Origin of the sequence: Janthinobacterium sp. BJB401 (assembly GCF_013372745.1) — a bacterium.
In the GTDB taxonomy this organism is placed as follows: domain Bacteria; phylum Pseudomonadota; class Gammaproteobacteria; order Burkholderiales; family Burkholderiaceae_D; genus Janthinobacterium; species Janthinobacterium rivuli.
Genome location: NZ_JABXFH010000004.1, coordinates 18,621 through 39,043, shown reverse-complemented (window position 1 = coordinate 39,043; position 20,423 = coordinate 18,621). Strand labels below are relative to the sequence as shown.

Here is a 20,423-nt window from a genome sequence, read left to right as displayed (position 1 = left end):
CTAAAATTTTCTAGCGTTCGCTAACGCACATAAAAACACGCTTTTGTGGCGTAGTTGTAAGCAATGGTATCTTGATATTTTTCACGGCGCCTTTCCCCCGCCAAGCGGGCATGACAGGGACACTGCTTTGCGCTACTGGCCTTGGACCGGGGCCGCATCCAGCAGCGAACGTTCGAGCAATTGCGACAGCGCCGTACGCAGCGTCTGCGTGCGCGCGGCCAGTTCCGGCCGCTTGTAGCGCTCGGCGGCGATCAGGCTGTTTTCCAGGCAGACCCGGTCGCCCTTGGCCAGACAGGCGTCGGCAGCATCGAGCTGGACGCTCGCCTGCGCCACCTTCACCCTGGCGTCGAGTTCCAGGGTGTCGGGATCGTCGCCCCAGCGTTTCACGTAGATGGCCAGGCGCGTGGCGGCCAGCTCCGGCTTGCCCGCGTCCAGCGCCTGGTTGACGCTGCCCTGCAGCGCCAGCCACGCCTGCGCCCGCTGCTGTTGCTTGTCGCAAGCCGCCGCGGACTTGGTGATGCTCGCCTGCAAGCGCTTCATCTGCGCGGCGGGCGCCTTGGCGCTTTTCAGCACGGCCAGCGCGCTGCGCGCCCCGTCCAGGTCGCACTGCGCCGCCAGCGCAGTGGCGGCCTCGACCTGTTCCGCCACGCTGGCCGGCTTGTCGGCCGGCTTGTTGAAGAACCAGATACCGGTCAGCACCACTGCCGCCGCGATCCACGTGCGCAAGCGTACGGGCGGGCGCGGCGGCGGCACAGAACCCCTGGCGGCAGGCTTGGCGGGCGGCGCCTTGGCTGGCGCGGCAGGCGATGGCGGTGGCGGTGGCGGGGCAGGCTGGGGAGCGGAGACTGTCGGCACAGGCTGCGGCGCAGGAGTGGGCTGAGCCACGGGCACCGGCGGCGGCATGCGCGGCTGCGGCGGCGCCACGGTTTTCTCCAGAACAGGCGCTTGCGCCACCTGGCGCGCGCCGCAAAATGGGCAATGCGCCACGCGCAGCGGCAAGGTCCGGCCGCAAGCGGCGCTGATGCAAACATCATTCACTGTTTCAAGCACATTCCAACCTTTTCCTGGAGTCATTCCACTGCGTTCTGCCGCAATATTACCTTACGCAAGCACGGCAACGGCGCACCGGCGCCGTGTTCCATCGCCTTGATACCGATCAAAAAGCATCCGCCGCCGCGGCCTAAGCTGGAAGCACCGGTCAAGGACAAGGAGAACGCCATGTCAGCCCACCTGATCATCGAAGACGGCCAGCCCTGGTGGGACAGCGCCGATATCTGGGTCGTGCCGGGCAATGATCCGAATGGTCCGCCCGGCGCGCCCATCGCCGGCACTACCAACTACCTGTGGGGCCGCGTGCACAACACGGGCGACAGCGCCTCGAACGGCGTGCGCGTGGATTTTTACTGGGCCGACCCTTCCGGCCAGATCGCCGTCGGCGCCGCCACGCAGGTCGGCTCCGCGTTTGCCGACTTGCCACCGGGCGCCACGCAAGAAGTGCTGTGCCTGGTGCCCTGGGTCCCCGTCATCGTCAATGGCGGCCACGAATGCCTGCTGGCCGTGGCCCACGGCCCGGGCGACATCAATCCGCTGCCCGATCCCCTGCCCAACGGTTTTCCCTTTCAGCCCAAACAGCACGAGCAGATCGCCCAGCGCAACGTCACCGTGGTGCTGGCAGCCCGGCGCGCGCAATTGCTGTCCATCGCGGTGGCGGCCCTGCCCCGCGCAACAAAAAAAGTGGAACTGCACATTGAGCAGGGCGGCGAGCTGCCCGAGCGCCTGCTGGCCACCCTGGGACTGGAGCGATGGCAGCCAGCCAAAGAGGCGCGCCTGGTAGCGGGCCTGGCGCGCACGCCCCATTGCAATGGCGATGCACCCGGCGAGCAAACGTTGGCGCTGGAAGTGCCGCGCGGCCAGGCGCAAGCCGTGTACCTGAGCCTGCGCGCCGAAGCCTTGCCGCCACGCCAGTATGCGCTGCTGCGCGTGCTGGAGAACCAGGATGGCAAGCTCATGGGCGGCGTCACGTATGTCGTCACCGACCTGGAGAAAGAGCAAGCGCAAGAGCAGACGCAAGAGCAGCACAGCCCCGAGGAGCAAGCATCATGAGCGATACCCCCCTGCAGGTGCTGACGCGGCCGTTCGCGATCGAACCCGTCACCAATATCATGCTGCCCGATGGCATCTTCGACAATGCCATCTATGGCTTGCGCATCGCCGCCCACGTCACCAACACGTCGGGCAGCGTCCTGACGAATGTCACCGTGTACCTGGAAAGCGTGGGCGACCCCGGCATCGTGCCCGTGGCGCGCACCTTTTTCTTTGCCAGTATTCCCGCCGGCGCGGCCATGCTGGTGATGTGGGATGCCGACTTCCAGCATGCGGCGCCCGGCAAGCGCCTCGTCAGCTTTGTCGCCAAGGCGGACGGCTACACGCCGCACCGCTCGATCCAGCAGATTTTTGTGTCGCAAACGCGCTTCGACAGCGCCACCAATACCTACACGTGCACGGTCGAGGAAGGCACCCTGGAACTGTCCAAGCCGCAAGGCCACCTGCCGGGCAAGCGCTGGGGCAGCACGGGCAATGATGGAAAAGAGTGCCGCTGTCCGCCCGGCCTGGGACCGATCGTGCCGACCGGCATGACCCTCGTCTGGACGCCGAATCCCGCCTACGCCGGCACGCATGGCGAGCTGCCGTTTTCCGATCCGTGGTGGAAGGTTCTTGCCATTATCATCGCCATTATCGCCGCGCTGGTGGCCATCATTTCTGCCGCGCTCGGTTCAGGCAAGGCCAGCTTCAGCGTGGGCGGCAGTTTCGAGGAAACCGATCCCAGCGTCGATTGCTGCTCGCTCGAAGGGGCCGGCTCGGGCCAGCCCGAATTCACGGTGGCGGGTGTGGCCTCGGCCATCGCCTCGGGCGCCATCGCCGTCGCCTGCTCCGATATCGCGGACCCGTTCTGGCGTGGCCAGGAAGCAACACCACCGGCCGCCGGCGAACTGACCCTGGCCGAGCGCGTGGTGGCGAAATGGGTGCTGCCCGAAGCGCCGAACGCGGGCCTGCCCTACACGGCCGACATCAGCTGGGAATATCAGCGTTTCACCACGGGCGCCACCTACCAGCATGCCGTCACCGAAACGCAAGTCAACATCCACGTGGCAGGGCCCGTGGAAACGGATACGCCCGCCGTCGTGCAGGCGTATGAACCGCTGTGGATACGCGCCAGCTTCCAGCGCGACAATGGCAATGTCTTCCGCGGCACGGAGCTGTATGCCTTCGTGCTGTTCCAGGCGCCGCAAGGACTGTATTTCGTGGAATCGCTGACCGACGACGGCCTGGGCTTCGACCCGGGCGCCAACGATGGCGTGTATGCAGGCAGCCTGGACTTGAAGCGCGCTTACCGCACCCTGCTGCAATATGATCAAAAGGTCTACGGCACCTGGCGAGTCTTCGTTTTCGCCCAGGACGTCAACCTGACCAAGCCCGGCACGCCGCCGGAAATCGCCGCCCAGCACATCGGCGGCATGTTCGTCGCCAGCGCCATCGAAATCACCTTCGACGATACATTACCCTGCCCGCTCAAGGCGCAGGCAAATATCGTCGTGGTGTAGTAAGAAGCGAGGTCAGGCGTAGGTTGGATTAGCGGGGCAAAGCCCCGCGTAATCCGACAACATTGTTGGCTCCCGTATGCACACCTACACCTTGACGCTTTCAGCCTTGGCAATAAGCGTGCGCGGAATGATATCCGTCGCCGGGCAAGTATCCATCGCCTCCGAATACGCAAGCCAGCGCTGCAGGCTTTCCATGCGGCGTATCGTGATGCCCTTGCCATTGATATAGCCGATCTGCTCGAAATTGGCGGGACTGGTGGTCAGTTTCGATACGGTGGGCGCATTGTCGACCAGGCGGTCGTAGGCCTTGCGCGCCTTGTGTTCCCACTTGGCCAGCACGGGATCATCAAAGCGATTGCTTTCAAAATACACGGTGATGGTACGGTCGTGGTTGGCAAAGCCGACGATGGCCGCACCCTTGCGTATGGTCAACAGGACATCTTCCTTGACGCCCGTGACGGGAACGAAGACGGCGGCGCGCCCATCCGTATCCGGCCGCTCCATGGGAATATCTTGTCCGATTATGCTCATCACATCACACTCTTAATCATTGCCTGCTGGCTTGTTGTCCCTGCATCACTGAAAGCGGACTCCCTGCGCATGCGTGCGTTTGCCGCTGCGCCGGGCCGCTGCCAGGCTGTGTTTATCAAATAATACATTGCCGTAAAGCACTACACAAGATAATCAGCGGCATGGCGGCCGCCCGTCCTGCGCCGGATGGGGAATGGTGGCGTCCGGGGCAATCGCCTTATAATGCTGCGATTACTTCACGTCCCCCACCTTCGCACCATGACGCTTCCCGAGAATGACACCAGCCGGCTCGACGCCATCAGCGCCGCCGCCACCGAAGTGGCCGCGCAAAACGTGGCCGACTTGCTGGCCATGGCCATCTACCACCGCCCGGACGAACCGGCCCTGATCGTCTGCGACAAGCGCAGCTGGCTCAACGTCGTCCTGACGGAAGCGTATCGCCAGGCCTTGCCGGACGCGGCCTTCATCGATTTCGACGAGGTCACGCCCGACGCCGTGCTGGCCGCGTTTGCCGAACTGCCGGCCGGCAGCCTCGTCGTGCTGATCCAGTCGACCAGCTTCCGCCTGGAAGCGTTCCGCATCCGCATCGAACTGTTCAAGCGGGGCCTGAAAGTGATCGAGCACGTGCACCTGTCGCGCATGCCCGGCGTGCAAGGGCTGCATTACATCGCTTCGCTGGCCTACGACCCCGCCTACTATCGCGGCGTCGGCCATGCGCTGAAGACGCGCATCGACAAAGCCCGCCACGGCATGGTCGACAGCGGCGGCGAGCAGCTGGTCTTCGCTTCGCCGTTCGAATCGGCCAAGCTCAATATCGGCGACTACTGCGGCATGAACAATATCGGCGGCCAGTTCCCGCTGGGCGAAGTGTTTACGGAAGCGCAGGACCTGGAAGCGGTGAACGGCCGCGTGCGCATTTTCGTTTTTGGCGACACGCACTTCATGGTCAACCGCCCCGACACGCCGATCACCCTGATCATCGACAAGGGCAGAGTCACGGGCACGGAAAACGCCACGCCGGAATTTTTGGCCATGCTGGAGATCATTCGTGCGCACGAAGGCGAGGTGTGGGTGCGCGAGCTGGGCTTCGGCATGAACCGCGCCTTTTCGCGCGAGCAGCTGGTCAACGACATCGGCACGTATGAACGCATGTGCGGCATCCATCTGTCGCTGGGCGCCAAGCACGGCGTCTACACAAAGCCGCAATTCAAGCGCAAGGATGCGCGCTACCACGTCGATATCTTCGCCGTCACCGAGGCCGTCTACCTGGACGATGAGCGCGTGTACGCCGATGGCGCATGGACGGTGGAACCGGTCGCCTTCAATTAACCTTCAGCTGAAAAAACCTGCCGCTTCCAGCTCGCGGTCCCATGGCGGCACGGGCTGGTATTCGGCCACGAGGAAATCGATCAGCGCGCGCACCTTGGGCGAGGGTTGGCGGCTGGCCGGATACAGGGCGCTCAAGTGATTCAAGGGCAGTTCCCAGTCCATCAGCACGGGCACCAGGCTGCCATCGAGCAGGTTGCGCCAGGCGAGGAACGTGGTGCTGTAGACGATGCCGAGCCCCCGCTGCGCCGCCTGGTGCAGCACCAGGCCGTTATTCGCCGTAAACCCCGCCTGCACGCGCACGCTCACTTCCTCGCGCGACTCACCTTCTCCACGCTGGAAATGCCAGTTCGTGCCATCGGTCAGGTGACTGAAATGCAGGCACTGGTGCTGCAACAGCTCTTGCGGCGTGCGCGGCACGCCCCATTGCGCCAGGTAGGCGGGGCTGGCGCACAGCACGGCGCGGCACGGCGCCAAAGGCCGCATGGCCAGCGCGCTGCTGTCCGGGATGCCGCCCACGCGGATGGTCAAATCAAAACCGTGGCGTATCGGGTCGAGCAGGGCGTCGTCGACAAACAACTCGGCTTGCACCTGCGGGTGCAGCAGGCTGAAACGGGCAACGGCGTCGGCCAGCCACGCGCTGCCGAAACTCGACGGCGCCTGGATGCGCAGCGGCCCGGCCAGCTCCGCCCCCGCTCCCGCCTGCGCCACGTGCGCCACCATGCGCGCCGCTTCCTGCGCCTGGCTGACGGTGGCCATGCACGGCGCCAGGTAGGCGCGGCCCGCGTCCGTCAAGCTTACTTCGCGCGTGGAGCGGTGCAGCAGGCGTGCATGCAGGCGTTCTTCCAGCTGCATGATGGTCTTGCTGACCATGGCGCGCGTCAGGCCCAGGCGCTGGCCGGCCACCGTAAAGCTGCGCTGGCGCGCCACTTCGACAAAGATTTCCATCGCTTTTAGTTGATCCATGTCAAAGATTGTCTGCGCTTTGGCGACAATCTGTCAACCGCTGGGCGATTGTTTGCCGCCCTCGCCCATCCTACAATGGCGCTTTCCATAGACCTTCCGGAGCCGCCGCCATGCTAACGATCGAACAACAAGAACAGTATCAACGTGACGGCTACATCATCCTGCCCGATTTCAAGGGTGCGGACGACATCGCCGCCCTGCGCGCGCGCGCCGAGCAGATTGTCAACGAATTCGATCCCAGCGTCAGCCAGTCGATCTTCACCACGCGCGACCAGGCAAAAAACACCAACGATTATTTTCTCGCTTCCGACAACACCATCCGCTGCTTCTTCGAAGAAGAAGCGTTCGGTCCGGACGGTCAATTGAAGCAGGCGAAATCCCTGTCGATCAACAAGATCGGCCACGCCATGCATGACCTGGATCCCGTCTTCCGCAGCTTTTCGGCAGATCCGAAACTGGCAGCAGTGGCGCGTGACCTGGGTCTGGCGGATGCGCAGGTGTGGCAATCGATGTACATCTTCAAGCAGCCCGGCATCGGCGGCGAAGTGCGCTGGCACCAGGACGCCACGTATTTCGAGACCACGCCCATCAGCGTGACCACCTTCTGGTTCGCGCTGGAAGACGCGACCCTGGACAACGGCTGCCTGTGGGCCGAACCGGGCGGCCACCGCGGCCCCCTGCGCGAACGCTTCATCCGCAACGGCGACGCCGTGCGCGTGGAAAAACTCGACGCCACGCCATGGCCCGACGACAGCACGGCCGTGCCCTTGGAAGTCAAGGCGGGCGCCCTCGTCTGCTTCCACGGCTTGCTGCCCCATTACAGCGCGCCGAACCGCTCGCCCGTCTCGCGCCACGCCTACACCTTGCACGCCACCGACGGCCAGACGCAATACGCGGCCCACAACTGGATACAGCGCGACGACTCCTTCCCCGTGCGGGGCTTCGTCTGATGCGCATCGAGGTTTTCGCCGCCCACTGGGGCAATAACGCGCTGCCGCCCGACGTCTTCATCGACAAAGTGTTGGCGGCCGGTTTCGACGGCATCGAGATGTCGCTGCCACTGGACGCGGCCCTGCGCGAGGAATGGACGGATCGCATCGCCAAGGCAGGGCTGCAACTGATCGCCGCGCAGTGGGAAACCGTGTTCCACAGCGACTTCGAGCTGCACCATGCCGCCCTGGCGGAACTGCTGGCCAACGCCTGCCTGGCGCGCCCCGTGCTGGTCAACACGCACACGGGCAAGGATTACTACAGCCAGGCGCAGAACGCGCAGCTGATCGACCTGGCCGCCGCCATCTCGGCAAAGCACGGCGTGCCGATCGTGCATGAAATCCACCGCAGCCGTTTTTCCGGCCACCCGATGCTGCTGCTGCCGTATCTGCAGCAGTATCCCGAGCTGCCGTTGACGGCCGACCTGTCGCACTGGTGCTGCGCCTGCGAGTCCTTGCTGGAAGACCAGCCGCAGACCTTGGCGCAAGTGCTGCCGCTGGTGCGTCACGTGCATGCGCGCGTGGGCCATGCGCAAGGTCCGCAGGTAGCCGACTTCCGCGCGCCGGAAGCGAAACCGGCGCTCGATGTCCACCTGGCCTGGTGGGACGCCATCGTCGCCCTGCGCCGCGCGGCTGGCGCCGAGCGCATGACGTTCACGCCGGAATTCGGTCCCGCGCCCTACACGCAAACCCTGCCTTACACGCAGCAGCCCGTGAGCGACGCGTGGGAACAGAATGTCGCGATGCTGCAGTTGCTGCGCGCACGCTATCCGGCGGAGTAAGGAAACTACGGAAGCTGCGCAAAATTGGCCTGCACGAAATCGATGAAGGTGCGCAGCGGCGCAGGCAGATGGCGCCGGCCCGCATAGTATAAAAACGGGCCGGGAAAGGGCATCGCCCAGTCTTCCAGCACGGGCTGCAGCTGGCCCGCATCGATATATGGCTGCAGCCACTCTTCAAACAGATACACGAGGCCATGGCCGGCGATGGCCATGCTGACCGCAAAATCAGCCGCCGTCGGCGTGACGATCACGGGGCCGTCCGGCTCCACGCTCACTTTTTGCCCATCCCGCTCGAACTCCCATGGTGGCACCGCGCCACTGAGGAATTTTCCCAGCAGGCAGGCGTGCTGCAGCAGGTCGCGCGGATGCACGGGCACGCCGCGCTGCGCCAGGTAGGACGGCGCGCCCGCCACCGCGAAGCGCTGCGTGCGCGGGCCGATCGGGATGGCGATCATGTCCTGCTCCAGCCGCTCGCCATAACGGATGCCCGCGTCGCAGCCACTGGCGACGACATCGACAAAATTATTATCGACCACCAGCTCGACCCTGATCTGGGGATAGGCGCGCAGGAACTGGTCGACCATGGGCTGCAGGAAGAAGCGCGCCGCGTTGACCGGCACGTTCAGACGCAAGGTGCCGCGCGGGCTGTCGCGCAAGTCGTTCAGCACGTCGAGCGCGCTGCTCACTTCCTCAAGCGCCGGGCGCAAGCGCGTCAGCAGCAGCGCACCAGCCGCCGTCGGCGTGACGCTGCGCGTCGTGCGTTCCAGCAGGCGGATGCCCAGTTGCTGCTCCAGCCGCCGCAGCGCCTCGCTCATGGCGGACGCGGACTGGCCGCTGGCGCGCGCGGCCTGGCGAAAACCCCGGTGCCGGGCCACCAGGGCAAAGGCGGCCAGGTCGGCCATGGAAGGGCTGTCTGCATGCATGAGGAATGCTTTCATTGTGCGTAAATGAGTACAGCCTGTGCCGGATTGACCCGATTATCATACAGCGCAATCAGCCTTACGATGGTGGCTCCTTACTCGACCACCACACAGGAGCTGCCATGCACACGTATTCCCCCGCCCGCGACCAATTCACGCCCGCCCATTGCGACATCGGATTCAACCGCCTCGGCTACGGCGCCATGCAACTGGCCGGCCCGCACGTCTGGGGGCCGCCGAAAGACCGCGCCGCCGCCGTCGCCGTGCTGCGCGAAGCCATCGAACTGGGCGTCAACCATATCGACACCTCGGACTTTTACGGCCCGCACGTCACCAACCAGATCATCCGCGAGGCGCTGCATCCCTACCGCGACGGTTTGACCATCGTCACCAAGATCGGCTTCGTGCGCGGCGCCGACCAGTCCTGGCTGCCGGCCGCGTCGCCACAGCAATTGCGCAACGCCGTGCACGACAACCTGCGCAACCTGGGCCTGGACGTGCTCGACGTGGTCAACCTGCGCGCGCCGGGCATGGCCGGCCCGGACGGCTCGTCGCTTGCCGAACCGCTGGACACATTGGTGCAGCTGCAGCGCGAAGGCCTGGTGCGCCATATCGGCCTGTCCAATGTCGATGCGGGCCAGGTGGCCGAGGCACAGCGCATCAGCCCCATCGTCTGCGTGCAGAACCACTACAACCTGGCGCACCGCGCGGACGATGCGCTGATCGACACCCTGGCCGCGCAAGGCATCGCCTATGTGCCGTTCTTTCCCCTCGGTGGCTTCTCGCCGTTGCAGTCCGACACCCTGAACCAGGTGGCGGCCGCCATGCAAGCGACGCCGATGCAGGTGGCGCTGGCCTGGCTGCTGCAGCGCGCGCCGAATGTGCTGGTCATTCCCGGCACCTCGTCGGTGGCGCATCTGCGCGAGAACGTCGCGGCGGGCGCGCTCAGGCTCGATGCACAGGCGCTGGAAGCATTGAGGTCGCTTGCAACTAAGTAGCGCACTATATATACTGTGCCCATGGATACCACTACCGCTCCCAATCCCTTGCACCAGGTGCCGCGCCTGGACGGCCAGCTGTGCTTTGCGCTGTACTCGACCTCGCTTGCCATGAACAAGCTGTACCGCAAGCTGCTGCGCAAGCTCGGCCTCACCTATTCGCAATACCTGGTAATGATGGTGCTGTGGGAACGCGACGGCTTGACGGTGTCGGAAGTGGGCGAGCGCCTGTTCCTCGACTCGGCCACCCTGACGCCCTTGCTCAAGCGCATGGAGCAATCGGGTTTGCTCACGCGCACGCGCGCCGCCAGCGACGAGCGCCTGGTCATCATTTCCCTCACGCAGCAGGGCGACCAGCTGCGCCACGAAGCGGCCCTGCTGCCCGAAGCGATCCTGACGGCCAGCCACTGCAGCGTGGAGCAGGTTGTGGACATGAAACAACAGCTGAACCAGTTGCGCGACAGCCTGATGAAAAGTGAGTAAAAGCCCCGCTTTCCCGAGCAAAATCAGGTAAAGCATTGCCTCGACGGCGCCAGGCAAAAGCTGGCGCAAAATCCACCTTTCTTTATTACAAATCGATACATGGATGGCCTCACCCTGCGTATAGAATAGTTGCCACTATTTCCTTACAACAACATCAGGGTGAATATGCGCATACCTTTCGGCTCCGTAGCCTCGCTGGCTCTCTGCTTTACCGTGTCGGCCTTCGCTGCCGAGCCATTCGACGACAAATTCCGCCAGCTCGAAGAAGTGTTGCCCACCCCGAATACCTACCGCACCGCCTCCGGCGCGCCTGGCCACGCCTACTGGCAGCAGCGCGCCGACTACACGATCCGCGCCACCCTCGATGAAGCCAAGCGCGAAATCGCCGGCAGCGGCACCATCACCTACCATAACCAGTCGCCCGACACCCTCGGCTACCTGTGGGTACAGCTGGACCAGAATATCTACAAGCCCGATTCCGACGCGCGCCGCATGGCCACGGCACCGTCGCGCCAGGCGTGGGCCAGGACGGCGGGCGAAGACACCATGAAATTCGAAGGCTTGCGCGGCATCCTGGCGCGCGGCGACTTCCAGGGTGGCTTCAATATCCGCGCCTTGAAAGGCGCCGATGGCCAGCCGTTGAAATATGTTGTGAACCGCACCATGATGCGCATCGACTTGCCGCAGCCATTGAAACCGGGCCAGGATTTCGTCTTCCAGATCGACTGGGATTACCGCATCAACGAACAGAAGGTGCTGGGCGGGCGCGCCGGCTATGAAGTCTTCGACGACAAGAACGCCCTGTTCGAAGTGGCGCAGTGGTTCCCGCGCATGGCGGCCTATTACGACGCGGCCGGCTGGCAGCACAAGCAGTTTCTCGGCTCCGGCGAATTCACGCTGGAGTTCGGCGACTACGATGTGCAGCTGACGGTGCCCGCCGACCATATCGTCGCCTCCACGGGCCAGCTGCAAAACCCGCAGGACGTGCTGTCGTCCGCACAGCGCGAGCGCCTGGAAAAAGCGCGCAGCAGCGACAAGCCCGTCGTCATCGTCACGCAGAAGGAAGCGGAAGCGGCAGAGAAAACAGTGAGCCGCGCGCAAAAGACGTGGCATTTCAAGGCGGCCAACGTGCGCGACTTCGCCTGGGCCTCGAGCCGCAAGTTCATCTGGGATGCGCAGGGCTACAAGAAGGGCGGCAGCGATGTGATGGCCATGTCCTACTATCCGAAAGAGGGCAATCCGCTGTGGGAAAAATACAGCACGCAAGCCATCGTGCACACGATAGAACAGTACAACAAGTACAGCATAGCCTACCCGTACCCGACGGCCATTTCCGTCAACGGTCCCGTGGGCGGCATGGAGTATCCGATGATCTCGTTCAACGGCCCCCGTCCCGTCAAAGATAAAAAGACGGGCGAGCTGACCTACTCGAAGCGCACCAAGTATGGCCTGATCGGCGTGATCATCCACGAGGTGGGCCACAACTACTACCCGATGATCATCAACTCGGACGAGCGCCAGTGGACGTGGATGGACGAAGGCCTCAACACCTTCGTGCAATACCTGGCGCAGCAGGCGTGGGAAGAAAACTACCCGGCCTCGCGCGGCGAGCCACGCGAGATCGTCGACTACATGCGTTCGCGCGACCAGGTACCGATCATGACCAATTCCGAGTCCTTGCTGCAGTTCGGTAACAATGCCTACGCCAAGCCGGCGGCGGGCCTGAACATCCTGCGCGAGACCATCCTCGGGCGCGAACTGTTCGACTACGCGTTCAAGGAATATGCGCAGCGCTGGAAGTTCAAGCGCCCCACGCCGGCCGACTTTTTCCGCACCATGGAAGACGCCTCCGGCACGGACCTCGACTGGTTCTGGCGCGGCTGGTTCTATACGACCGACCCGGTCGACATCAGCATCGACGGCATCAGCGAATACGGCGTGAGCTCGAAAGATCCGGCCACGGAAAAAGCGTGGAAAAAAGCGCAAAAGGAGGCCCAGCCGGAATCCGTCACGAGCCGCGCCAACAAGGGCATGCCGCGCCGGGTCGATGCACATCCGGAACTGAAGGATTTCTACAACCAGCACGACGATTTCACGGTGACCAACAAGGACCGCAACACCTACGCCGAAGCGCTGGCCAACCTGGAGCCGTGGGAAAAGGACTTGCTGAAACAGGGCAAGCATTTGTACCTGGTCGACCTGTCGAACGTGGGCGGCATGGTCATGCCCCTGATCCTCGAAATCGAACTGAAAAGCGGCAAGAAGTACGTCGAGCGCGTGCCGGCCGAAGTGTGGCGCTATTCGCCGAAGAAAATCACCAAGGTCGTCATCACGGATGAGCCGATGGTGGGGCTGGTGCAGGACCCGTACTGGGAAACGGCCGACATCGACACCAGCAACAACAGCTGGCCGCGCAAGATCACGCCATCGCGCCTGGAGCTGTTCAAGAGCGAGAAGTCGCCCAAGGATAACCTGATGCGCGATTTTAATACGCCGCTGAAAGGCAAGAATGGCGGCTCGGCCAAGGGCGACGAGGCATGAAGCGCTGGCGCGCGCTGGCTTGCGCCTTGCTGGCCTGCGCCAGCATGGCCGCTGGCGCCCACAACTTCCACATGGGCATCGCCGACATCAGCTACAACGCGGCCAGCGGCAGCACGGAAGTGGTGCACACCTACACGGGCCACGACGTCGAGGCGCTGCTGACGAACCTGTACCAGCGCCAGTTCGACCTGGGCCAGGAAGACAGCGAAGCGGCGCTGCGCCGCTATGTCGAAAAACAGTTTTACCTGGTGGCGCCGGATGGCAAGCGATTGCGCCTGACCTGGGTCGGCATGAAGGTCAATGCCGACAATGTGGTGATCTTCCAGGAGCTCGAACGCACACGCCTGGCCCCCGCCACGCGCATCCACAACCAGCTGCTGATCGACTTCCTGCCCAGCCAGCGCAATACCCTCAACGTGCAGGACAGCGGCAGCATCCAGACGCTGATTTTCGACCGCCAGAACACGGAACTGCCGATCCGTTAAGCCCCATTACACCATGACGCCACGCACTCTTTCCCTCCTCCTCGCCGCCCTGTTTTCCGCCACCGCCGCCCATGCCGACGACATCTTCCAGCGCGTGCTGGTCGACGGTTCGCGTCTGAACCAGCTAGGCGTGGCCGATTCGGCCAACGCGGGCAGCGTCACGCAACAGCAGCTCGACGCACGCACCAGCTACCGGCCCGGCGAATTGCTCGAAGCCGTGCCGGGGCTGATCGCCAGCCAGCATAGCGGCGAGGGCAAGGCCAACCAGTTCTACCTGCGCGGCTTCAACCTCGATCACGGCACGGACTTGCGCACCACCGTCGACGAGATGCCCGTCAACCAGCGCAGCCATGGCCACGGCCAGGGCTGGACGGACCTGAACTTTTTGATCCCCGAACTGGCCATGCGCCTCGATTACAGGAAGGGGCCGTATTCGGCCGCGCAAGGCGATTTTTCCTCGGCCGGCGCGGCGTCCGTCGTCTATGCGAACCGCCTGACGCAGGGCGTCGCCAGCGCGGGCATCGGACAAAACGGCTTTCGCCGCGCCCTGCTGGCCGATTCCAACGATGCGGGCGACGGCAGCCTGCTGTATGCGCTCGAAGCGCAGCATAACGATGGCCCCTTCACGCAGCCGGACCGCTACCGCAAGCTCAATGGCGTGCTGCGCTACAGCGAAGGCTATGCCAACAACGGCTTCAATGTCACGGCGATGGCGTATGACGCCAACTGGAATGCCACCGACCAGATTGCGCTGCGCGCCGTGCAGGACGGCACCCTGGGCCGCTTCGACGCCATCGATGCCAGCGACGGCGGCAAGGCGCAGCGCTACAGCCTGTCGGGCGCCTGGCGCCAGACTACGGACGACATGTCGTCCAGGGTCAGCGCGTATGTGATCGCCAACCGCCTGGCCCTGTTCTCGAATTTTACGTATGCGATGGACGATCCCGATAACGGCGACCAGTTCGCCCAGCCCGACCGGCGCGTGACGTCCGGCGTCAACGCCAGCCACACCTGGCATCGCCACACGGACAGGGGCAGCAGCGACACCACCATCGGCCTGCAGCTACAGAACGACAATATCCACAATGGCCTGTACAACACGCGGCAGCGGCAAATCCTGTCGACCACGCGGCAAGACCATATCGTCGAATCGAGCCTCGGCGTGTATGCCGAAAACAGCACGCGCTGGTCGCGCTGGCTGCGCACCGTGGCCGGCCTGCGCGCGGACGCCTACCGCTTCGACGTGCGCAGCGACCGGGCCGCCAATTCGGGCAAGGCCAGCGACCATTTGTTCAGCCCCAGCCTGAGCGTGATCGCCGGACCGTGGCGCGATACGGAAGCGTATCTCAACATCGGCAATGGCTTTCACAGCAACGACGCGCGCGGCACGACGATCACGGTCGATCCGAAATCGGGCGAAGCGGCCGACAAGGTCACGCCCCTGGTGCGTTCGCGCGGACTGGAACTGGGCTTGCGCAGCGCCGCCATCGCCGGCCTGCAAACGTCGCTGTCGCTGTACCGCCTGGACTTCGATTCCGAACTGCTGTTCATCGGCGACGCCGGCGCCACCGAGGCGGGCCGCCCCAGCCGCCGCTACGGCATCGAGTTTTCCAGCTACTACAAGGCGGCCAGCTGGATGTCGCTGGACCTGGACCTCGCGTATGCGCGCGCGCGTTCGCGCGGCAGCGATCCGGCGGGCGACTTCATCCCCGGCGCCATCGAAGGCGTGGCCCAGCTGGCCATGACGGTGACGCCATCGGGGCCGTGGTCGGGTTCCTTGCGCCTGCGCTACTTCGGCCCGCGCCCGCTGGTGGAAGACAACAGCGTGCGCTCGTCGGCCAGCGTGGGCTTGAACGGGCGTATCGCCTACCGGATCGACAAAACCTTGCGCGTGGAACTGGAAGGCTACAACCTGGCCAACCGGCGCGACTCGGCCATCGACTATTACTATGCCTCGCGCCTGCCCGGCGAGGCGCAGCCCGTCGACGATATCCACTTCCATCCGGTGGAATCGCGCTCGCTGCGCCTGACCCTGGTAAAGAATTTTTAACGCAACAAGAATAATTCCTGTCGCACCGCACAGGAAACGCCGCGAAGTCGTAGAATGCCAGGCTGGATAAACTGAGACAGGCCGCGTTGCGGCCGCACCGCCATGAGCACTTCCGCACCGATCTTTACCGACCCGTCCCACGTCAAGGAAGCCTTGCGCGATGACGGCTATGCCGTCCTGCGTCCGCAGGACGTGGCCGCGCTGGCCGGCTGTCCGCTGGCCGCGCTGCGCGCGCTGGAACCAAGCTGGGATACCCTGGCGCTGGACAATTACCTGAAGGATGGCGGCCGCTATCGCCGCCGGCGCCACTCGTGCTTCGTGCAGGACGGCGAGCGTCTGACGCAGACGGCGCACCGTCCGCACTGGCAACCGGTGGAATACAACGCCCTGCACGGCGGCATGCACCGCCTGTTCGAACCGGTCGAAGCGGCTATCGTCGCGCAAGCGGCCTGGCAGCAGCTGATCCGCGCGCTGGGCGACGCCTGCTCGCAGGTCAAGGGCAGCCAGCCCTGGTTCATCGAGGCGCACCAGTTCCGCATCGATACGACCGATGGCATCGGCCGGCCCACGCCGGAAGGCGCGCACCGCGACGGCGTCGATTTCGTCGCCGTGCTGCTGATCGGACGCGAACAGGTCAAGGGCGGCGAGACGCGCATCTTCGAAGCGGACGGCCCCAACGGCAAGCGCTTTACCCTGACCGAACCGTGGTCGCTGCTGCTGCTCGATGACGCTGCCGTGATCCATGAATCGACGCCGATCCAGCCCGTCGGCGACCACGGACACCGCGATACGCTCGTGCTGACCTATCGCGCAGGCCAGTTCCAGGGCGAAAACTGACAAGCGGCCACAGCATTCCCTGTGGCCAAAATAGTTACTTGGAAGTTACTTTTGCAGACCTAAATCCGATATAGTCATACGATGTCGATATTGCGCGCTCACGGCGCCCAGCATCACCACACTGAAATCCTAGGAGAGGTCTGTGGACTCCAACAACCAAATCAAGCCTGACGAAATCGAGATCCTGATCGTCGAGGATAGCCCGACCCAGGCGGAGCGCTTGCGCCGCCTGATCCAGTCACTGCACTACAACGCGCGCGTGGCGGCGAATGGCCAGCTGGCCCTGGCCGCCATCCGCGAGCGCAAGCCGCACCTGGTGCTGTCCGATATCGTCATGCCTGAAATGAATGGCTACGACCTGTGCCGCGCCATCAAGTCCGATCCGACCCTGCGCGACATCCCCGTGATCCTCGTCACCTCGCTCAACGATCCGAAGGACATCATCCGCGGCATCGAGTGCGGCGCCGACAATTTCATCCGCAAGCCCTACGCGGAAGACTACCTGCTCAACCGCATCAGCCACATGCTGATGAACCAGAAGCTGCGCAAGAACCAGAATGTGGAAATCGGCATCGCCCTGTACCTGGGCGACCAGAAGCATTTCATCAATGCGGAACGCCAGCAAATCCTCGACCTGCTGATCTCGACCTATGAACAGGCGGTGCAGGTCAACGGTGAACTGCAGGCGCGCGAACGCCAGGTGATCGAGCTGAACATGCGCCTGGCGCACCATGCGGCCGAACTGGAGACCATCAACCGCGAAATCGCCCTGAAAAATCTGGAGCTGGCCGAAGCGAGCCGCATGAAGTCGGCCTTCATCGCCAACATGTCGCATGAACTGCGCACGCCGCTCAACGCCATCATCGGGTTTACGGGCGCGCTGCTGATGAAACTGCCCGGCCCCCTGACGTCCGACCAAGACAAGCAGCTCAATACCATCCGCGCCAGCGCGCGCCATTTGCTCTCGCTGATCAACGACATCCTGGACGTGGCCAAAATCGAAGCGGGCAAGCTGACCCTGTCGATCGAACCCGTGCACTGCCAGGAGCTGATGGCCGACGTGGCAGACACCCTGCGCCCCCTGGCCCAGCAAAAAGGCCTGGCGCTGGAACTCGAACTGGGCGAGCCGGGCCAATCTCCCGCCATCATCGACACGGACCGCCGCGCGCTGACGCAAATCCTCATCAACCTGCTCAACAACGCCATCAAGTTCACGGAACAGGGCACGGTGCGCATCAGCCTGTCCCAGCGCGACGAGGACGGCGTGCAGGTGACGGAAATGAGCATCGCCGACAGCGGCGCCGGCATCAAGGAAGAAGACCAGGCAAAGCTGTTCCAGGCTTTCTCGCAGCTCGATTCCACCTCCACGCGCCACGTGGAAGGCGCGGGATTGGGCCTGTACCTGTGCCAGAACCTGGCCAACGCCATCGGCGGCGCCCTGTTCTTCAACAGCGACTACGGCTCCGGCAGCACGTTTACACTGGCCCTGCGCAGCAAGGACTGAGCTTCTGTGCGCCGCAGCATGGAATACCGGCTTTTTGCCATCGAAAAGGCACCGATACAGTAGTTCTACGGTATTGCACTGCACCATTTTCAGCGCTATAGTAGAACTGTCTCCTCCAATTCGTTCTCCGAACATTGGATTCAGCCCGCGAATACAACCGCGGGCTTTTTTTTGCCTGCGTTTTTCATTATCTTCATCCTTTCTTAACTAAATCAAGCGGCTTAGTTATATCAATCGTTTGAGATATATGATTAAATCTCCGGCATGATTGAAAAAACCGCCATCCCCACTTCCCACGCCGACGACGGGCGCAAGCCCCGTTCCGACGGCGAGCAGTCGCGCGAGCGGCTGCTGCATAGCGCCATCCGCCTGTTCGCCGAACAGGGCTACGCCAAGACCTCCACGCGTGAACTGGCGCAGGCGGCCGGCACCAACGCAGCGGCCATCAGCTATTATTTTGGCGACAAGGCGGGCCTGTACCGCGCCGCCTTTGCGCAGCAGTCAGCCGACCCGCAAGACAATATCGCCCTGTTCGACCAGCCGCATTTCACCCTGCGCCAAAGCCTGGAAGGCTTCTATGCGCAACTGCTCGCCCCCATGCAGCAGGGCGACATCGCGCGCGACTGCATGCGTCTGTGGTGCCGCGAAATGCTCGAACCGACGGGCCTGTGGGCGCGCGAGATCGACCAGAACATCCGTCCCGAACATGAAGCGCTCACGCGCGTGCTGGCGCGCCACCTGGGCGCCCCCGACAACAGCGACGACATGCACCGGCTGGCGTTTTCCATCGCCTCGCTGGCCCTGCAGCACATGGTCGGCACCGAGGTGCTGCAAACCTTGCGCCCGCAATTGCTGGAATCGCCGCAGGCCATCGACACCTGGCTGGCGCGCCTGACCGACTACGCGCTGGCCATGGCCGACGTGGAGCGCCGGCACCTGGCCATGCCTCCCTCACTCTCTACACCTCAACGACAAGCAGAAGGACCAGCATGACGACTATTCGATGCACCGTTCAACGCGTCCTCGCCGCCAGCGTCGTGCTGGCGCTGGGCGGCTGCGCCCTGCAGGGGCCACCCGCAGCGGTGGCCGCCAGCGCGCCCGCGCAGTGGCAGGCGCCGCTGCCGCACAACGGCAAGCTGACGGACCTGGCCAGCTGGTGGCAGGGCCAGGGCGACAGCCTGCTGGTGGAATTGATCAGCGATGCGCAACAGGTCAGCCCGACCATCGCCGCCGCTGGCACGCGCATCGTGCAGGCGCGCGCGGACCGCATCGCCAGCGGCGCCGCGCTGGCGCCCACCTTGGACGCGACGGGCAGCGTGGTGCGCACCAGCCAGCAATCGGCGCAACCGGGCGGCACCACCTCGCAGGCAGCCTTGCAGGCATCGTGGGAAATCGACGTCTTCGGCGCCAACCGCGCCACGCGCGACGCGGCGCAGGAGCGCTACGACAGCGCCCGCGCGCTCTGGCATGAAGCGCGCGTCTCGGTGGCCGCCGAAGTGGCGAACCAGTACTACGCCTTGCGCACCTGCCAGCAATTGCAGGCCGTGTCCGAACAGGACGCCGTCTCGCGCCGCGACTCGGCGCGCCTGACGGAACTGAGCGCCGGCGCCGGCTTCCAGCCGCCCGCCAACGCCGCCCTGGCCCGCGCCAGCGCGGCCGAAGGCGCCAGCCGAGCCATCGAACAACGGGCCGCCTGCGACGTGAATGTCAAGGCGCTGGTGGCCTTGTCGGCCATGCCGGAAGCATCGCTGCGCGAGAAGCTGGCGGCCAGCCCCGCCATCCTGCCTTCGCCCGTGGCGATTGCGGAACTGCCGGCGCAAACCCTGGGCCAGCGGCCCGACATCTACAGCGCCGAACGCGAAGTGGCGGCCGCCAGCTTCGAAGTGCGCGGCGCGCAGGCGCAGCGCTACCCGCGCCTGAGCCTTGCCGGCTCCATCGGCAAGGGCAATATCCGCGCCGGCGGCACCAGCATCACGGCCAGCACCTGGAGCATCGGCCCGCTGGCCGTCAGCCTGCCCATCTTCGACGGCGGCACCCGCCGGGCGCAGATCGACGCGGCCACGGCGCGCTACGACGAAGCCGTGGTGAAATACCGCGCCGGCGTGCGCCAGGCCGTGCGCGAAGTGGAAGAGGCACTGGTCAACCTGGCCAGCACGGACGAGCGCAGCAGCCATGCGAAAACGGCCCTGGAAGGCTACCGCGTGTCATTCGTCGCCACCGAGGACCGCTACAAGAATGGCCTGGCCAGCCTGATCGAACTGGAAGACGCGCGCCGCACGCGCCTGGCCGCCGAAAACACGGTGGTCAATCTCGAGCGCGAACGCAGCGCCGCCTGGGTGGCGCTGTACCGCGCCGCCGGCGGCGGCTGGAGCAGCAGCGCCATCGCCAACAACGCCCCCTGACGGATAC

18 protein-coding genes are annotated in these 20,423 nt (G+C 64.3%); 14 read left to right on the top strand and 4 right to left on the bottom strand.

Going from position 1 to position 20,423, the window contains the following annotated elements; genetic code table 11:
* Positions 1-132: 132 nt before the first annotated feature.
* Positions 133-1,050 carry a hypothetical protein gene (locus HWE17_RS04300; protein WP_176387932.1) on the bottom strand — a complete coding sequence of 306 codons (918 nt, stop codon included), beginning with the start codon at positions 1,048-1,050 and terminating at the stop codon, positions 133-135.
* A 168-nt stretch (positions 1,051-1,218) separates the two neighbouring features.
* Here HWE17_RS04300 and HWE17_RS04295 point away from each other — a divergent pair, with 168 nt between their 5' ends.
* Together HWE17_RS04295 and HWE17_RS04290 are read left to right on the top strand one after the other, a co-directional pair.
* Entirely contained in the window at positions 1,219-2,103 is an 885-nt protein-coding gene (locus tag HWE17_RS04295) for a hypothetical protein (protein WP_176387931.1), read from the top strand.
* Positions 2,100-3,602, top strand: a complete 1,503-nt coding sequence (locus HWE17_RS04290; RefSeq protein WP_176387930.1) for a hypothetical protein — start codon at positions 2,100-2,102, stop codon at positions 3,600-3,602. The genes HWE17_RS04295 and HWE17_RS04290 overlap by 4 nt, the downstream gene beginning before the upstream one ends.
* Before the next feature lie 84 nt (positions 3,603-3,686).
* Here the strand turns inward: HWE17_RS04290 and HWE17_RS04285 are convergent, their stop codons facing one another.
* Positions 3,687-4,133: a hypothetical protein gene (locus tag HWE17_RS04285; RefSeq protein ID WP_255206119.1), complete on the bottom strand. Its 447-nt coding sequence runs from the start codon at positions 4,131-4,133 to the stop codon at positions 3,687-3,689.
* Positions 4,134-4,391: 258 nt separating this feature from the next.
* On the opposite strand from HWE17_RS04285, the gene HWE17_RS04280 reads away from it, so the two are divergent.
* Positions 4,392-5,462 (top strand): hypothetical protein, encoded by a 1,071-nt coding sequence (locus HWE17_RS04280; protein WP_176387929.1) that lies wholly within the window; start codon positions 4,392-4,394, stop codon positions 5,460-5,462.
* Positions 5,463-5,465: 3 nt separating this feature from the next.
* On the opposite strand, the gene HWE17_RS04275 is transcribed toward HWE17_RS04280, so the two are convergent.
* Complete coding sequence (locus tag HWE17_RS04275) at positions 5,466-6,425, bottom strand: LysR family transcriptional regulator (protein ID WP_255206109.1); 960 nt, start codon at positions 6,423-6,425, stop codon at positions 5,466-5,468.
* 110 nt (positions 6,426-6,535) lie between these two features.
* Here HWE17_RS04275 and HWE17_RS04270 point away from each other — a divergent pair, with 110 nt between their 5' ends.
* Positions 6,536-7,375: a phytanoyl-CoA dioxygenase family protein gene (locus HWE17_RS04270; RefSeq protein WP_176387928.1), complete on the top strand. Its 840-nt coding sequence runs from the start codon at positions 6,536-6,538 to the stop codon at positions 7,373-7,375.
* Positions 7,375-8,196 (top strand): sugar phosphate isomerase/epimerase, encoded by an 822-nt coding sequence (locus HWE17_RS04265; RefSeq protein ID WP_176387927.1) that lies wholly within the window; start codon positions 7,375-7,377, stop codon positions 8,194-8,196. The genes HWE17_RS04270 and HWE17_RS04265 overlap by 1 nt, the downstream gene beginning before the upstream one ends.
* A 5-nt stretch (positions 8,197-8,201) precedes the next feature.
* On the opposite strand, the gene HWE17_RS04260 is transcribed toward HWE17_RS04265, so the two are convergent.
* Positions 8,202-9,119, bottom strand: coding sequence for a LysR family transcriptional regulator (locus HWE17_RS04260; protein ID WP_176387926.1), 918 nt, complete (start codon positions 9,117-9,119; stop codon positions 8,202-8,204).
* A 119-nt stretch (positions 9,120-9,238) separates the two neighbouring features.
* Here HWE17_RS04260 and HWE17_RS04255 point away from each other — a divergent pair, with 119 nt between their 5' ends.
* The 9 genes from HWE17_RS04255 (at position 9,239) to HWE17_RS04215 (ending at position 20,416) form a co-directional block, all read left to right on the top strand.
* Positions 9,239-10,114 (top strand): aldo/keto reductase family oxidoreductase, encoded by an 876-nt coding sequence (locus HWE17_RS04255; RefSeq protein ID WP_176387925.1) that lies wholly within the window; start codon positions 9,239-9,241, stop codon positions 10,112-10,114.
* A 21-nt stretch (positions 10,115-10,135) separates the two neighbouring features.
* A complete protein-coding gene (locus HWE17_RS04250) occupies positions 10,136-10,597 on the top strand; it encodes a MarR family winged helix-turn-helix transcriptional regulator (protein ID WP_176387924.1) in 462 nt (153 codons plus the stop codon).
* Positions 10,598-10,762: 165 nt separating this feature from the next.
* The gene (locus HWE17_RS04245) at positions 10,763-13,138 is read left to right on the top strand and encodes a M1 family metallopeptidase (RefSeq protein ID WP_176387923.1); all 2,376 of its coding nucleotides are present in this window, start codon (positions 10,763-10,765) and stop codon (positions 13,136-13,138) included.
* The gene (locus tag HWE17_RS04240) at positions 13,135-13,623 is read left to right on the top strand and encodes a DUF6702 family protein (protein ID WP_176387922.1); all 489 of its coding nucleotides are present in this window, start codon (positions 13,135-13,137) and stop codon (positions 13,621-13,623) included. The genes HWE17_RS04245 and HWE17_RS04240 overlap by 4 nt, the downstream gene beginning before the upstream one ends.
* A gap of 13 nt (positions 13,624-13,636) precedes the next feature.
* On the top strand, positions 13,637-15,673 hold the full coding sequence (locus tag HWE17_RS04235) for a TonB-dependent receptor (RefSeq protein WP_176387921.1): 2,037 nt from the start codon (positions 13,637-13,639) through the stop codon (positions 15,671-15,673).
* A 102-nt stretch (positions 15,674-15,775) separates the two neighbouring features.
* Complete coding sequence (locus tag HWE17_RS04230) at positions 15,776-16,510, top strand: 2OG-Fe dioxygenase family protein (RefSeq protein ID WP_035821707.1); 735 nt, start codon at positions 15,776-15,778, stop codon at positions 16,508-16,510.
* A 142-nt stretch (positions 16,511-16,652) separates the two neighbouring features.
* A complete protein-coding gene (locus HWE17_RS04225) occupies positions 16,653-18,014 on the top strand; it encodes a response regulator (protein WP_176387920.1) in 1,362 nt (453 codons plus the stop codon).
* Positions 18,015-18,278: 264 nt separating this feature from the next.
* Positions 18,279-19,007, top strand: a complete 729-nt coding sequence (locus HWE17_RS04220; protein WP_176387919.1) for a CerR family C-terminal domain-containing protein — start codon at positions 18,279-18,281, stop codon at positions 19,005-19,007.
* A complete protein-coding gene (locus HWE17_RS04215) occupies positions 19,004-20,416 on the top strand; it encodes an efflux transporter outer membrane subunit (protein ID WP_255206108.1) in 1,413 nt (470 codons plus the stop codon). Before HWE17_RS04220 ends, HWE17_RS04215 begins: the two co-directional genes overlap by 4 nt.
* Positions 20,417-20,423 lie beyond the last annotated feature (7 nt).

Bases quoted from the DNA above. Each gene is read 5' to 3' on its own strand.
- HWE17_RS04255 (WP_176387925.1), top strand. From the start codon at position 9,239: ATGCACACGTATTCCCCCGCCCGCGACCAATTCACGCCCGCCCATTGC.
- HWE17_RS04260 (WP_176387926.1), bottom strand. From the start codon at position 9,119: ATGCATGCAGACAGCCCTTCCATGGCCGACCTGGCCGCCTTTGCCCTG.
- HWE17_RS04230 (WP_035821707.1), top strand. From the start codon at position 15,776: ATGAGCACTTCCGCACCGATCTTTACCGACCCGTCCCACGTCAAGGAA.
- HWE17_RS04280 (WP_176387929.1), top strand. From the start codon at position 4,392: ATGACGCTTCCCGAGAATGACACCAGCCGGCTCGACGCCATCAGCGCC.
- HWE17_RS04245 (WP_176387923.1), top strand. From the start codon at position 10,763: ATGCGCATACCTTTCGGCTCCGTAGCCTCGCTGGCTCTCTGCTTTACC.
- HWE17_RS04270 (WP_176387928.1), top strand. From the start codon at position 6,536: ATGCTAACGATCGAACAACAAGAACAGTATCAACGTGACGGCTACATC.
- HWE17_RS04250 (WP_176387924.1), top strand. From the start codon at position 10,136: ATGGATACCACTACCGCTCCCAATCCCTTGCACCAGGTGCCGCGCCTG.
- HWE17_RS04215 (WP_255206108.1), top strand. From the start codon at position 19,004: ATGACGACTATTCGATGCACCGTTCAACGCGTCCTCGCCGCCAGCGTC.
- HWE17_RS04295 (WP_176387931.1), top strand. From the start codon at position 1,219: ATGTCAGCCCACCTGATCATCGAAGACGGCCAGCCCTGGTGGGACAGC.
- HWE17_RS04285 (WP_255206119.1), bottom strand. From the start codon at position 4,133: ATGAGCATAATCGGACAAGATATTCCCATGGAGCGGCCGGATACGGAT.
- HWE17_RS04240 (WP_176387922.1), top strand. From the start codon at position 13,135: ATGAAGCGCTGGCGCGCGCTGGCTTGCGCCTTGCTGGCCTGCGCCAGC.
- HWE17_RS04220 (WP_176387919.1), top strand. From the start codon at position 18,279: ATGATTGAAAAAACCGCCATCCCCACTTCCCACGCCGACGACGGGCGC.
- HWE17_RS04265 (WP_176387927.1), top strand. From the start codon at position 7,375: ATGCGCATCGAGGTTTTCGCCGCCCACTGGGGCAATAACGCGCTGCCG.
- HWE17_RS04275 (WP_255206109.1), bottom strand. From the start codon at position 6,425: ATGGATCAACTAAAAGCGATGGAAATCTTTGTCGAAGTGGCGCGCCAG.
- HWE17_RS04235 (WP_176387921.1), top strand. From the start codon at position 13,637: ATGACGCCACGCACTCTTTCCCTCCTCCTCGCCGCCCTGTTTTCCGCC.
- HWE17_RS04290 (WP_176387930.1), top strand. From the start codon at position 2,100: ATGAGCGATACCCCCCTGCAGGTGCTGACGCGGCCGTTCGCGATCGAA.